Raw genomic sequence first — 12,244 nt, forward strand, 5'->3', positions numbered from 1 at the left:
ACTGTGGGAGCCTGTGGGAGCAAAGCTTGCTCGCGATAGCGCAGTATCAGGCAATATTTTTCTGTCTGACACAGTGCTATCGCGAGCAAGCTTTGCTCCCACAGGCACAAGTCCCATAGGGGTTTGTGTTGTTCAGGATTCTGCGGTCTCATGCGAGCGCTGCCGCTCCTCACACTCCAGCTCGGCCTTGTAGCTGTGGGCGTCCGTTTCGGAGTGGAACATCCCCACCAGTAAATCCTGTTGATGCACATCCCAGATCCGGATACCGGCGGCAATGCCTTCGTGGGACATGTGAGCGTCGTCGCGTTCAGTTACTTTCACAGTCATCTTGCAAGCTCCAATCTCTGTTATCTGCAGCAAGGCGTGTGCAGGACTTTGTTATAGATTTTGGTAGCGTGCTAAGTAAATGCTTCGGCGCGTTAAGAAATTTTCATGGAAAGCGCAGCAATCCTGCAGGCCAGGCAGTGCGCGGCATTCGGTCGCAGGTATTGTTCATGAAAAAGGTTTCATGTTGCAGCGGCAAGCCTTGAGGGAGCGCAAGCCCTCTGTGGGAGCGAGCTTGCTCGCGAAGAGGCCATCACAGTCAATGACAATCCCTCCCCCCAAAGCGGAGGGTCAAGCCGTCGCAACAGGACAAGCTCGACGATTGGCATGCCTGCAAGAGATTTTTTAGCGCACCTGTCAACTCTGACAGTTACCCCGTTCCCCAAAATCTTGTTTACTTCTATCCAGTGCGGCGCGACGGGATGTGTTTGGGTGATAGTCGACAGTGCTTAGTCTGTTTTCGAGATGAAACAGTCGTAGAAGTCCATGGCGGGTGGTAGTCAGAGGAGTTATATGATGAATCTTTCCAAAGTTATATTTGTTGGGTTTGTCGTTATATCCAGCTGGGTGGGGGGCTATTCAGTAATGGCTGCTGATACGCCAAAGGGGGTCGTTAAGTTTTCTGAGAGAGAAGGAGGGACAGGCGATTCCTGTAGTCTTCCTACTGATAAAGATGGCTATTATGATATGCAGTATTATGGATGTAAAAATGATCAGATGACTTACTTTCAACTTGATAATGTACCTTCGGCCACGACGATACGGTTTGAATCAGAAAGGTGCGACGGCTCTACGCAAGAGTGGAATTTCGAAATAAAAACCATTATTCATCCTATTACTACTCGTTGGGTTAACTTGGAGGAATTGAAAAGTATTCCAGAGGGCTCAGTTGCAGTGAGAGGGGTTGTGCTGGTAAAGAAAAAAACTAATACCTCTGTGCCGATTAAGGGGAAACTAAGTTGCGTTCGCACGAAACCTTCGGCGCAGCCATAAATAAATTAAATTTAAAATATATTGGCTTTAAAAAGGGCGTAAAGCGCAGATTTTTCATGACCTTCATCCGCATGGGTGAGGTTTATAAAAGTGGCCGTTGCTCCTCTATGCACTCGAACCTGTGGGGCGCGAGTTTGGAATCCGGGCAATAAAAAGCCCCGCATCGGCGGGGCTTGGTGTTATCGGTGTCGATCAACTGCCTTTCACAGCCTTGCCGTTGACCGTACCGTCCAGGAGCATGATGTTGTACTCCTTGCCGTCGGTCTCGACCTGTTGCAGGCGCACCAGCAGGTAGTCCCAGTCCTTGGCGAACCAGAGCACGGTGATGCGCTTGCTTTGTGTCGGGTCGCGCACGCGCTCGACCTTGATCGCATCGATCTGGCCGGCCTTGGTGTCGACTTTTTCCGAGCCCAGCACGCGGAAGTCATAGGTATCGACTTCGCCATCATCGACGACCTGATAGCTCATGCTTTTCTTGCCGGCCGCCACGTCGTGCTGCAGGGCCAACTGGTAAGTGGATTTATCGACCATGCCACGGTTGAGCGGCAGCTTGACCGCGTCACCGCGATCGGTGCCGGTGACCATCTTGGTGTTCCAGTCGAAGTCCAGGTCGGCCTTCTTGGCTTTGCCCAGGCCACCGCGTTCGAAGTGGTAGGACTGTGGCAGCAGCGTGTCCTTGTCCAGGGTCAGCGTGCTTTCTTCGGTCAGGCTGGCGATCATCATCGAAGCCTTGAAGCTCAGCTTCCAGGTGCCGTTGGCTTCCTTGGTCAGGCTGCGCTCGGCGGTGCCGCTCATGGGCAACTGTTTCCAGTCGGCGGTGTAGCTGGCGGAGAACGGTTGTAGTTCCGAAGCCTGTGCCAGGGGCAAGGCAAGCAGAGCGCAAGCGAAGAGCAGGGCGCGACGCATAAAATCTCCTAGTATCGAATCAAATGGCCGCTGGCGGCGAGCAACTGGCCGTCCAGTGAGGCTCCGCGATCGTCGAGGGTCAGCCTTCCTTCGGCAAACCAACGCACGGCCATCGGGTAGATCTGGTGCTCGCGGGCGTGAACCCGTTGCGCCAGGCTTTGCGGCGTGTCGTGCAACTCTACCGGTATTACTGCCTGTACGACCAGTGGTCCGCCATCGAGTTCCTCGGTGACAAAGTGCACAGAGCAGCCGTGCTCCGTGTCTCCGGCCTCCAGCGCCCGCTGGTGAGTGTGTAACCCTTTGTATTTGGGCAGCAGCGAGGGATGGATATTGAACAGGCGGCCCTGGTAGTGACGCACGAAGCCAGCGCTGAGGATGCGCATGAAGCCAGCGAGGACCACCAGTTGCGGATTGAAGGTGTCGATTTGCTCGATCAGCGCGGCGTCGAAGGCTTCGCGGCCCTCGAACGCCTTGTGATCCAGGACGCGGGTGTCGATACCCGCCTCTTTGGCGCGTTGCAGGCCGTAGGCATCGGCGCGGTTGGAAATCACCGCGCGGATACGGACCGGGCTGTCGCCGGTCCGTGTGCTGTCGATCAAGGCCTGCAAGTTACTGCCGGTGCCGGACAGCAGCACCACCACGTCACAGGTTGCGGACATCAGTGCGCCTTAAGGTTTTTCAGCTCGACCTGTGCAGCGCCTTCGGCCGCGATAGCGATCTGGCCGATGACCCAAGGCTGCTCGCCAGCTTCACGCAGTACGTTCAGGGCCGTCTCGACGTGCTCCTGGGCCACGCAGATGACCATGCCCACGCCGCAGTTCAGCACGCGGTGCATTTCGGTTTCATCGACATTGCCTTTCTCTTGCAGCCAGTCGAACACCGCCGGGCGGGTCCAGCTCGCTACGTCGACCACGGCCTGGGCGCCTTTTGGCAGCACGCGCGGGATGTTGTCCAGCAGGCCACCACCGGTGATGTGGGCCATGGCCTTGACGGCACCGGTGTCCTTGATCAGCTTGAGCAGCGGCTTGACGTAGATGCGGGTCGGGGCCATCAGCAGATCGGCCAGTGGCTTGCCGTCGAGCTGGGTGTTTTCGATGTCGGCACCCGAGACTTCGATGATCTTGCGGATCAGCGAGTAGCCGTTGGAGTGCGGGCCGGAGGACGGCAGGGCGAGCAGGGCATCGCCAGCGGCGACTTTCGAGCCGTCGATGATCTCGGCCTTTTCCACGACGCCGACGCAGAAGCCGGCCAGGTCGTAGTCTTCGCCTTCGTACATGCCAGGCATTTCAGCGGTTTCGCCGCCGACCAGGGAGCAGCCGGACAGCTCACAGCCAGCGCCGATGCCGGTCACGACCTGGGCGGCGGTGTCGACGTTCAGTTTGCCGGTGGCGTAGTAGTCGAGGAAGAACAGCGGCTCGGCGCCGCAGACCACCAGGTCGTTCACGCACATGGCCACCAGGTCGATGCCGATGCTGTCGTGCTTGTTCAGGTTCAGGGCCAGGCGCAGCTTGGTGCCGACGCCGTCGGTGCCCGAGACCAGGACCGGTTGCTTGTAGCCGGCCGGGATCTCGCAGAGGGCGCCGAAACCGCCCAGGCCGCCCATGACTTCCGGACGCGCAGTGCGCTTGGCGACGCTCTTGATGCGTTCGACCAATGCTTCACCGGCGTCGATGTCTACACCGGCGTCCTTGTAGCTCAGGGAGGGTTGCTTGCTCATGATCCAGGCCTTTAGGGGGGGATTTCTGGGTAACGACCGACGCCGGGGCCATTGAATAACCGTTGTACGAATTATTCCGGGAGCCCAGCCATTGCCGGTCTGCGAAGGCGCGCGATTTTATCAGGCTTGAGGGGCAGCGGCCATCCTCGCGCCGACGGGCAGGGACATATCCACGGAAAAAAACCGATATTTCTTATATTGGTACTGCGTAGCGCGTCTGTATAAGGTGTAGCGGTAACCGGTTATGGTGATGACCGTGCGAAACTTCCACCGGGTGTGTGAATGTTTTGCCGGGTGCTGTGGTCACAGCCATGCTCAATCTTCTTCACACGGCCTGTTCCAGCCGTTATGTCCGGGAATCTTCCATGCGTTTGTTCAAATTCTTGTCCGTGAGCTGCTTGTCGCTGATCAGCCTGGCGAGCCATGCCGAAACCGTCAATGGCCTCTATCAGGTGCTCGAACCGGTCAGCAACCAGACCCCGGAGGAGCGTAACCAGGCGACCCTGCGCGCCCTGGACACTCTGGTGCTGCGCCTGACCGGCGACGCCAAGGCTGCCCAGAATCCTGGTCTGGCGGCGATCCGCAAGGACCCGCAACAGATCATTCTTCAATATGGCTACGACGCCGGCCCGCCGGAAAGCCTCAAGGTGGACTTCGACCCGGCGAGTACCGACCGGGCATTGCGCTCGGCAGGCTTGTCGCTGTGGAGCGCGAACCGGCCATCGATCCTGGGCTGGTGGCTGAACGACTCTGCCGAGGGCTCCAGCCTGGTGGGCGATGGCCAGGCCAGCGCCACGCCATTGCGGCGTGCCGCCCAGCATCGGGGGCTGGCATTGCACCTGCCGCTGGCGGACTTGAGCGAGCAGATCGTTGCCACCGCACCCAACCTGGAAGGCAGCGACCCGGCGCCTTTGCGCGATGCCTCGGAGCGTTACGCGACAGACGCTTTGCTGGCGGTCCATGCCAAGGAAGAGGGTGGACAGTGGCACGGCACCTGGCGCCTGTGGCTGGGCGATCAGCGTGAGCAGGGCACTGCCCAGGGCGCCGATCCGGCCGCACTGGCTGACGCGGTGATGCTGGCGGTGAACCAGCGCCTGGCGCCACGCTTCGTTGCCAAGCCGGGCGTGGCGACTGAACAGTTGCTGGAGGTGCAGGGCATGAACCTTGAGCGGTATGCGGCGCTTGGGCGTTTACTCGAACCATTTGGCGGGCAGTTGCAGCGGGTCGAAGGCGACCGGATCGTCTATCGGGTCAACGGCAGTGCCGAACAACTGAAGGCGCAGTTGGCCCTGGCGAAACTGCAGGAGATCCCGCCCGGCGAGGCCGTCGCGCCAGTGCCAGTGGCGCCGCCCGCCGCCGATGGCTTGGCCCCGGTTGCAGCACCTGTGCCGGCGCCGGCAGCCAATCTGCGGTTCCGCTGGTAGGTTTTCTTTCTTTATATAGCTAGGAGTGGTTCATGGTCGATACGCGGCGTTGGTTCTGGTTGGGCGGGGTTGCCCTGCTGATTGCGCTTATCTATTTGCTGCATCCGATCCTGACGCCGTTCCTGGTTGCGCTGCTGCTGGCCTATCTGTTCGACCCGGTGGTGGATCGCCTGGAAAAACTCGGCCTGTCGCGAACCTGGGGCGTTGTGGCGGTGTTTGCGTTGTTCACCTTGATTGTGGGCGCACTGTTGCTGGTGCTGATCCCGATGCTCGCCAAGCAACTGTTGCGCCTGTACGAATTGGCGCCGCAGATGCTCGATTGGTTGCAGCACAGCGCGGTGCCGTGGGTGCAGTCGAAGCTGGGGTTGGCGGACGGTTTCTGGAAGTTTGACAAGGTCAAGGCGGCTATCAGCGAGCACATGGGCCAGACCACCGACATCGTCGGCGTGGTGTTGAGCCAGGCCACGGCCTCGGGCCTGGCGTTGATCGGCTGGCTGGCGAATCTGGTGCTGATTCCAGTGGTGGCCTTCTATCTGCTGCGGGACTGGGATCTGATGATGGCGAAGATTCGCAGCCTGCTGCCGCGTCATCGTGAAGAACGCATCATGACCCTGACCGGCGAATGCCACGAAGTGTTGGGGGCGTTTGTGCGCGGGCAACTGCTGGTGATGGTGGCCCTGGGTTTCATCTATGCGGCAGGCCTGATGTTGGTGGGACTGGAGCTGGGGCTGTTGATCGGCCTGATCGCCGGCCTGGCCGCCATCGTGCCGTACATGGGTTTTGTGATTGGTATTGGCGCGGCATTGATCGCCGGATTGTTCCAGTTCGGCGGCGACCTGTACCCGATGGTGGGCATCGTCGCGGTGTTCATGGTCGGTCAGGCCCTGGAGGGCATGGTGCTGACGCCGCTGCTGGTGGGCGATCGTATTGGCCTGCATCCGGTGGCGGTGATCTTCGCGATCCTGGCGGGGGGCGAGTTGTTCGGCTTCACCGGGATCCTGCTGGCGCTGCCGGTGGCGGCGGTGATCATGGTGCTGGTGCGTCATATGCACGATTTGTACAAGGATTCGGACATCTATAGCGGCGCCGAAGACCCTGATCTGTAGGGCGAATGTCGGGCGGAGCGTCAGGGAAACCGCCGCTCCGCTGTCTTACCGCTGCAAACCTTTGATTTTGCTCGTGGTCCGGCGCATTGTGCGGTCCGCGCCACGGGTATAAACTTTGCGCACTTTACACAGAGGCCACTAACGGTTCCCGAGGAACTGTTCAGTCAGCATGAAACCGATTCAGCTGCCCCTAGGTGTGCGTCTGCGTGATGACGCCACCTTTATCAATTACTACCCAGGCGCCAATGCCGCTGCACTCGGCTATGTCGAGCGGCTTTGCGAAGCCGACGCCGGCTGGACCGAAAGCCTGATCTATCTGTGGGGCAAGGACGGGGTAGGGCGCACGCATCTGTTGCAGGCCGCGTGCCTGCGGTTCGAGCAATTGGGCGAACCTGCGGTGTACCTGCCGTTGGCCGAGTTGCTCGATCGCGGCGTTGAAATCCTCGACAACCTTGAGCAGTACGAACTGGTCTGCCTGGACGATCTCCAGGCCGTGGCCGGCAAGGCTGACTGGGAAGAAGCGCTGTTTCATCTGTTCAATCGGTTGCGCGACAGCGGTCGGCGCTTGCTGATCGCCGCGTCGACGTCGCCACGGGAGCTGCCGGTGAAGCTGGCGGACCTCAAGTCCCGTCTCACCCTGGCGCTGATTTTCCAGATGCGCCCGCTGTCCGACGAAGACAAACTTCGTGCCTTGCAGCTGCGCGCGTCCCGGCGTGGCCTGCACCTGACCGACGAAGTCGGGCATTTCATCCTCACCCGGGGCACCCGCAGCATGAGCGCGTTGTTCGAACTGCTCGAACGCCTCGACCAGGCCTCACTCCAGGCCCAGCGCAAGCTGACTATTCCTTTTTTGAAAGAAACTTTGGGCTGGTAGAACCGTTGCAAATAGTGGCTCTTGGCCTGCTCTGGGCGCGGCGAAACCCGCGGTCCTGCTGGGCTGCAGGCCACGTGACGTTCAAAATGGGCTTAAGCGCTTAGATGTAAACGTAAAACCGAGAAGTCACATTTGCATCGATTGAATTTGCAAATGAGGTTGATAGAAGGCATAGTCTCGCCATCTTTACTACTTCAGCCACGGTCGTGCCCATGCTAAATCGCTTCGCACCCCTCGTGCCTCTCGCACTTGTTACCCTGTTGTTTGGTTGCGCTGCCCACTCTCCAGTGACCCAGCAAGCGCCACAACCTCAGGTCAAGAACTCCGTTACCGCCCAGTCTTCCTCCGTTGCGTTCCAGGAAGAAATGGCCTCCGACAAAGAGCTCGCAGCCTTCGCCGGCAGCAAGCCTTACCAGCTTCCAGTGCTGGCTGACAGCATCCTGGAACGCGGGATGTCGTTGATCGGTACCCGCTACCGTTTTGGTGGTACCTCTGAAGCCGGCTTCGATTGCAGCGGTTTCATCGGTTATCTGTTCCGCGAAGAGGCCGGCATGAACCTGCCGCGTTCCACTCGCGAAATGATCAACGTGAACGCCCCACTGGTGGCTCGCAACCAACTTGAACCCGGTGACCTGCTGTTCTTCAGCACCAACGGTCGTCGCGGTCGTGTCAGCCACGCCGGTATCTACCTGGGCGACAACCAGTTCATCCATTCCAGCAGCCGCCGCAGCGGTGGCGTGCGGATCGACAGCCTGGGCGACAGCTACTGGAACAAAACCTTCATCGAAGCCAAGCGCGCCCTCGCCATGGCACCGACTGTGGTCACTGCCCGCAAGTAAGCACACAGTTTGTAAGGCAAACTTAAAGTCTTACTTGAAGTTTGCCATATAGTCGCTAGAATCCTGATCATTGTTTGATGGCAATCCGCCTGCGTACTCCGCAGGCGGATTTGTTTTCATGCCCACGGCAGAAAAGCCGCATCCAGATCAGGATTGTTCTGCATATGTCGACGTCGGCCCGCCTCGCTCTCATGTTCCTCGCCGCGCTGCTCAGCGCGTGCGCCAGCCGCACTCCACCGCCGCCTGCTCCAGTGCGGGCTCCGGTGGTCTTTGCTCCCGCGCAACCCTTTTCCCCGGCCGCCGAAGATGTGCTCTTCCGGGCGCTTGGCCTGGTGGGCACGCCTTATCGCTGGGGTGGTAACACGCCGGATTCGGGTTTTGATTGCAGTGGCCTGATTGGCTATGTGTACCGCGACGCTGCGGGCATTTCCCTGCCGCGTTCCACCCGCGAGATGATCGGCATGCGCGCCCCGGATGTCGGCAAGGAAGCCTTGCAGACCGGCGATTTGATTTTCTTTGCCACCAACGGCGGCGCCCAGGTCAGCCATGCCGGTATCTATGTCGGTGAGGGGCGTTTTGTTCACGCGCCGGCCACGGGTGGCACGGTCAAGCTCGATAGCCTGTCCAAGGCTTATTGGCAGAGGGCTTACCTGGGCGCCAAGCGTGTGCTGCAGCCGGAGCATCTGGCGCGTAATCCCTGACGATTAAGAAGATCGACTCTGCTGGAGTGGCTCTTGTGGCGAGGGAGCTTGCTCCCGCTCGGTTGCGCAGCAACCGCAAAAGGCTTGGGGCTGCTGCGCAGCCCAGCGGGAGCAAGCTCCCTCGCCACGGTTCGGTTCCAGTCCTTAGTTCTTCGAAACACGCCAGATCTTGTTCCCGACATCATCAGCCACCAACAATCCCCCCTGCTTGTCGATCACCACGCCCACTGGCCGGCCCTGGGCTTTTTCGTCGGCGTTGAGGAAGCCGGTCAGCACATCCACGGGTTGCCCCGCCGGCTTGCCGCCGTTGAACGGTACGAAAATCACTTTATAACCACTGTGGGGTTTGCGGTTCCAGGAGCCGTGCTGGCCGATGAAAGCCCCTTCGGTAAACGGTGCAGGCAAGCTGCTGCCCTCGGCGAAGGTCAGGCCCAATGAGGCGGTGTGAGGGCCGACGGCGTAGTCCGGGGCGATGGCCTTGGCCACCAGGGCCGGGTTCTGTGGTTCGACCCGGATATCGACGTTCTGCCCGTAGTAGCTGTAGGGCCAGCCATAGAAGGCCCCGTCCTTGACCGACGTGATGTAGTCCGGCACCAGGTCGCTGCCGATCTCATCCCGTTCGTTCACCGCCGTCCAGAGTGCGCCGCTACGGGGTTCCCAGGCCAGGCCGTTGGGGTTGCGCAAGCCCGAGGCGAAGATGCGGTGATTGCCGCTGGCGCGGTCCACTTCCCAGATGGCGGCGCGACCTTCTTCCGCCTCCATGCCGTTTTCCGCGACATTACTGTTCGAACCGGTGGTGACGTACAACTTGCTGCCGTCGCGGCTGGCAATCACGTTCTTGGTCCAGTGATGGTTGAGTGTGCCGCCGGGCAGATCGACGACCTTGGTCGGCTGCGCCTGGATTTGCGTGTCACCGTCCTTGTAGGGGAAGCGGATCAGCCGGTCGGTATCGGCCACGTAGAGGTCATTGCCGACCAGGGTCATGCCGAACGGCGAGTTGAGGTTTTCCAGGAACACCGTGCGGGTTTCGGCGATGCCGTCGTGATTGGCGTCGCGCAACAGGGTGATGCGATTGGGGCTGGGTACGCCTGCGCCGGCGCGGCCCATGACTTTTTTCATCACCCAGCCCCGGATGCCCTTGGCGTCGTCCGGCTTGGGCGGGGCGTTGGTTTCGGCCACCAGCACATCACCATTGGGCAGCACATAGAGCCAGCGCGGATGGTCCAGTCCTTCAGCGAATGCATCCACTTGCAGGCCCGGGGCCGGGGTTGGCTTGGCGCCTTGCGGCCAGCCGACGGCTTCGGCGATGTTGACGGTGGGGATCAGGGTCTTGTTCGGTTCGGGCAGTTTCGGCGCAGGGCCGGTGCCGTCGGACACTTGCAAGGTGGACGACTCGCCACAAGCGACAAGTCCGGCGGCAAGGGCGACGATCAGGAGGTGGGGGGGCTTGAGCATGCTGGCTTCCCTATAAATGCATGTAGTTATTCATAGAGGAGCGTAGACGCGCGATGGTTCAACCGTGGGTAGGCCTGTCAGCCAGGCAGTATCTGGATTTTGTGCATGCTGAAAATCCAGTGTGGGAGCGAGCTTGCTCGCGATGGCGGTGTATCAGCCTGTGTTGATGTTGACTGGCACACCGCTATCGCGAGCAAGCTCGCTCCCACAGTTTCTTCCACAGTTCCCAGTGTGCAATGAATCAACCGTGGGCCTGCTTGAACAGCACCGCGATGCCAGGATGGTAATGCCCGGCTTCGTTGCGCAACTTGCGGTAGGCGTAAGGGAAGTACCAGGCCACGGCGCAGGTGTTTTCCTTCTGCAGGTCGTCGATCATGTCCTGCAATTCTTCGGGCGTGGCGCTTTGCTGGGCTTTTTGCGGCGAGACGAACAGGCAGCCCAGCTTCAGATCGCTGGCGTAGCTGATGCGCTTGGCATCGCTGGTGGCTTCCAGCAGCGGCTGGGTCAGGTTCAGGTTGCTGACCTTGGGCCAGCGCTGGGTGGCCTGGATGAAGGCGCGCTCCTCGGTGCTGGCGATGAACAGATCGGCGCTGACGTTGCGTTCGCCTTCTTCATTCTGCTTGCGGGTCGGGGCGTTCTGCAGCGTGACCATCTCGGCCATCCAGGCTGCGGCCGAGAGCAAGCCGAGGTTGGCTTTTTCATCGAACCAATAAGGCGTGTCGTTATCGCCACGCACCGCGTTGTAGCGGTCGATACAGTCAAACCAGCGTTCCAGCGCCGGGCGCAGGAATTCCAGTTTTGGATTGCTGATGATCATCCCTTGCATGCTTTTGCCCTCTTGTTCTTGTGATATCGGGTCGTAATGTCGCTTTGATATCACTTGCCGCAGAATCCCACAAGATTGCCGTCATTTTATTGATCGGCGCCAATGATCGCCCCGACAGGCGGCTTTAATTGACGCTCCACCCCCAACCCTCTAACCTTCGCCGCTTGTTTCAGGTGCTCTGTGGCTGTGGTCGACAGAGTGAAACAGGGAAGCCGGTGAGTGCACACGAACCCGGCGCTGCCCCCGCAACGGTAAATGAGTCAACGCTGTGCTCAAGCCACTGTGTCGCCAGACATGGGAAGGCGCACAGACCGGCATTGCGCCGCTCATGAGCCCGGAGACCGGCCTGATTCATCCAACGGCATCACGGTGGGCGATGCCAGGCTTGTTGCCGTCTTTTTTTGTGCCCGCCCGCCGTTATCCAATCCCAACGGAGGCTTCCCCATGACCGACTCCCCCACGATCGATGCATCCGATCGCGACGAACGCCACCTGGCGCGCATGCTGCGCAAGAAAGCCGTGATCGACGAGCGCATCGCCAACTCGCCGAATGAATGCGGCTTGTTGCTGGTGCTGACGGGCAACGGCAAGGGCAAGAGCAGCTCGGCGTTCGGCATGCTGGCCCGGGCCATGGGCCACGGCATGCAGTGCGGCGTGGTGCAGTTCATCAAGGGGCGCAACAGTACCGGTGAAGAGCTGTTCTTGCGCCGCTTCCCGGAGCAGGTGCGCTTTCACGTCATGGGTGAAGGCTTCACCTGGGAAACCCAGGATCGCCAGCGCGACATCGCCGCCGCCGAAGCCGCCTGGGCGGTATCGCGCCAGTTGCTCAGCGATCCGTCCATCGGCCTGGTGGTGCTCGACGAGTTGAACATAGCCCTCAAGCACGGTTACCTCGACCTCGATCAGGTGCTGAGCGATCTGCAGGCCCGCCCACCGATGCAGCATGTGGTGGTGACCGGTCGTGGGGCCAAGCCCGAGATGATCGAGCTGGCCGACACCGTGACTGAAATGGGCATGATCAAGCACGCGTTCCAGGCGGGTATCAAGGCGCAGAAAGGCGTCGAACTGTGAGCGATCCC

The 12,244-nt window shown here is 60.1% G+C and carries 13 protein-coding genes and 1 riboswitch; of the genes, 7 read left to right on the forward strand and 6 right to left on the reverse strand.

Translation table 11 applies throughout. The features are described 5' to 3' along the window. Positions 1-132 precede the first annotated feature (132 nt). The gene (locus tag AB4Z20_RS20565) at positions 133-327 is read right to left on the reverse strand and encodes a hypothetical protein (protein ID WP_442090503.1); all 195 of its coding nucleotides are present in this window, start codon (positions 325-327) and stop codon (positions 133-135) included. A gap of 513 nt (positions 328-840) precedes the next feature. Here AB4Z20_RS20565 and AB4Z20_RS20570 point away from each other — a divergent pair. Then, positions 841-1,317, forward strand: coding sequence for a hypothetical protein (locus AB4Z20_RS20570; protein WP_442090504.1), 477 nt, complete (start codon positions 841-843; stop codon positions 1,315-1,317). A gap of 192 nt (positions 1,318-1,509) precedes the next feature. Here the strand turns inward: AB4Z20_RS20570 and AB4Z20_RS20575 are convergent, their stop codons facing one another. From AB4Z20_RS20575 to purM, 3 genes are read right to left on the reverse strand one after another with little or no spacing between them, the layout of a single operon-like run. Next, positions 1,510-2,223 (reverse strand): DUF3108 domain-containing protein, encoded by a 714-nt coding sequence (locus AB4Z20_RS20575; protein ID WP_003204662.1) that lies wholly within the window; start codon positions 2,221-2,223, stop codon positions 1,510-1,512. Between the two features lie 8 nt (positions 2,224-2,231). Further along, positions 2,232-2,882 carry a phosphoribosylglycinamide formyltransferase gene (gene purN, locus AB4Z20_RS20580; protein WP_014339750.1) on the reverse strand — a complete coding sequence of 217 codons (651 nt, stop codon included), beginning with the start codon at positions 2,880-2,882 and terminating at the stop codon, positions 2,232-2,234. Continuing rightward, positions 2,882-3,940 carry a phosphoribosylformylglycinamidine cyclo-ligase gene (gene purM, locus AB4Z20_RS20585; protein ID WP_018610352.1) on the reverse strand — a complete coding sequence of 353 codons (1,059 nt, stop codon included), beginning with the start codon at positions 3,938-3,940 and terminating at the stop codon, positions 2,882-2,884. Before purM ends, purN begins: the two co-directional genes overlap by 1 nt. Before the next feature lie 365 nt (positions 3,941-4,305). On the opposite strand from purM, the gene AB4Z20_RS20590 reads away from it, so the two are divergent. From AB4Z20_RS20590 to AB4Z20_RS20610, 5 genes are all read left to right on the forward strand, one after another. After that, positions 4,306-5,364 carry a DUF2066 domain-containing protein gene (locus AB4Z20_RS20590; RefSeq protein WP_253477214.1) on the forward strand — a complete coding sequence of 353 codons (1,059 nt, stop codon included), beginning with the start codon at positions 4,306-4,308 and terminating at the stop codon, positions 5,362-5,364. Positions 5,365-5,396: 32 nt separating this feature from the next. Next, a complete protein-coding gene (locus AB4Z20_RS20595; protein ID WP_253477211.1) occupies positions 5,397-6,470 on the forward strand; it encodes an AI-2E family transporter in 1,074 nt (357 codons plus the stop codon). Positions 6,471-6,639: 169 nt separating this feature from the next. Then, on the forward strand, positions 6,640-7,344 hold the full coding sequence (gene hda / locus AB4Z20_RS20600; RefSeq protein ID WP_003178999.1) for a DnaA regulatory inactivator Hda: 705 nt from the start codon (positions 6,640-6,642) through the stop codon (positions 7,342-7,344). 212 nt (positions 7,345-7,556) lie between these two features. After that, the gene (locus AB4Z20_RS20605; protein WP_214509579.1) at positions 7,557-8,183 is read left to right on the forward strand and encodes a C40 family peptidase; all 627 of its coding nucleotides are present in this window, start codon (positions 7,557-7,559) and stop codon (positions 8,181-8,183) included. Between the two features lie 164 nt (positions 8,184-8,347). Beyond that, positions 8,348-8,884, forward strand: a complete 537-nt coding sequence (locus AB4Z20_RS20610) for a C40 family peptidase (protein WP_442090505.1) — start codon at positions 8,348-8,350, stop codon at positions 8,882-8,884. A 144-nt stretch (positions 8,885-9,028) separates the two neighbouring features. Here AB4Z20_RS20610 and AB4Z20_RS20615 read toward each other — a convergent pair whose 3' ends face one another. Both AB4Z20_RS20615 and AB4Z20_RS20620 read right to left on the reverse strand, forming a co-directional pair. Beyond that, positions 9,029-10,339 (reverse strand): PQQ-dependent sugar dehydrogenase, encoded by a 1,311-nt coding sequence (locus AB4Z20_RS20615; RefSeq protein ID WP_442090506.1) that lies wholly within the window; start codon positions 10,337-10,339, stop codon positions 9,029-9,031. Between the two features lie 241 nt (positions 10,340-10,580). Beyond that, on the reverse strand, positions 10,581-11,165 hold the full coding sequence (locus tag AB4Z20_RS20620) for a hypothetical protein (protein WP_018612440.1): 585 nt from the start codon (positions 11,163-11,165) through the stop codon (positions 10,581-10,583). A gap of 154 nt (positions 11,166-11,319) precedes the next feature. Further along, a riboswitch (cobalamin riboswitch) is annotated at positions 11,320-11,529 on the forward strand. An 80-nt stretch (positions 11,530-11,609) separates the two neighbouring features. Here AB4Z20_RS20620 and cobO point away from each other — a divergent pair. Then, positions 11,610-12,236 (forward strand): cob(I)yrinic acid a,c-diamide adenosyltransferase, encoded by a 627-nt coding sequence (cobO, locus tag AB4Z20_RS20625; protein WP_214509582.1) that lies wholly within the window; start codon positions 11,610-11,612, stop codon positions 12,234-12,236. Positions 12,237-12,244: the final 8 nt, after the last annotated feature.

Source organism: Pseudomonas sp. KB_12, from assembly GCF_052114545.1.
GTDB lineage: Bacteria > Pseudomonadota > Gammaproteobacteria > Pseudomonadales > Pseudomonadaceae > Aquipseudomonas > Aquipseudomonas brassicacearum.

What these genes read in the sequence shown, in the direction of transcription:
- AB4Z20_RS20590 (WP_253477214.1), top strand. Translation starts at nt 4,306, where the DNA reads ATGCGTTTGTTCAAATTCTTGTCCGTGAGCTGCTTGTCGCTGATCAGC.
- purN (WP_014339750.1), bottom strand. Translation starts at nt 2,882, where the DNA reads ATGTCCGCAACCTGTGACGTGGTGGTGCTGCTGTCCGGCACCGGCAGT.
- AB4Z20_RS20605 (WP_214509579.1), top strand. Translation starts at nt 7,557, where the DNA reads ATGCTAAATCGCTTCGCACCCCTCGTGCCTCTCGCACTTGTTACCCTG.
- AB4Z20_RS20620 (WP_018612440.1), bottom strand. Translation starts at nt 11,165, where the DNA reads ATGCAAGGGATGATCATCAGCAATCCAAAACTGGAATTCCTGCGCCCG.
- cobO (WP_214509582.1), top strand. Translation starts at nt 11,610, where the DNA reads ATGACCGACTCCCCCACGATCGATGCATCCGATCGCGACGAACGCCAC.
- hda (WP_003178999.1), top strand. Translation starts at nt 6,640, where the DNA reads ATGAAACCGATTCAGCTGCCCCTAGGTGTGCGTCTGCGTGATGACGCC.
- purM (WP_018610352.1), bottom strand. Translation starts at nt 3,940, where the DNA reads ATGAGCAAGCAACCCTCCCTGAGCTACAAGGACGCCGGTGTAGACATC.
- AB4Z20_RS20570 (WP_442090504.1), top strand. Translation starts at nt 841, where the DNA reads ATGAATCTTTCCAAAGTTATATTTGTTGGGTTTGTCGTTATATCCAGC.
- AB4Z20_RS20615 (WP_442090506.1), bottom strand. Translation starts at nt 10,339, where the DNA reads ATGCTCAAGCCCCCCCACCTCCTGATCGTCGCCCTTGCCGCCGGACTT.
- AB4Z20_RS20565 (WP_442090503.1), bottom strand. Translation starts at nt 327, where the DNA reads ATGACTGTGAAAGTAACTGAACGCGACGACGCTCACATGTCCCACGAA.
- AB4Z20_RS20610 (WP_442090505.1), top strand. Translation starts at nt 8,348, where the DNA reads ATGTCGACGTCGGCCCGCCTCGCTCTCATGTTCCTCGCCGCGCTGCTC.
- AB4Z20_RS20595 (WP_253477211.1), top strand. Translation starts at nt 5,397, where the DNA reads ATGGTCGATACGCGGCGTTGGTTCTGGTTGGGCGGGGTTGCCCTGCTG.
- AB4Z20_RS20575 (WP_003204662.1), bottom strand. Translation starts at nt 2,223, where the DNA reads ATGCGTCGCGCCCTGCTCTTCGCTTGCGCTCTGCTTGCCTTGCCCCTG.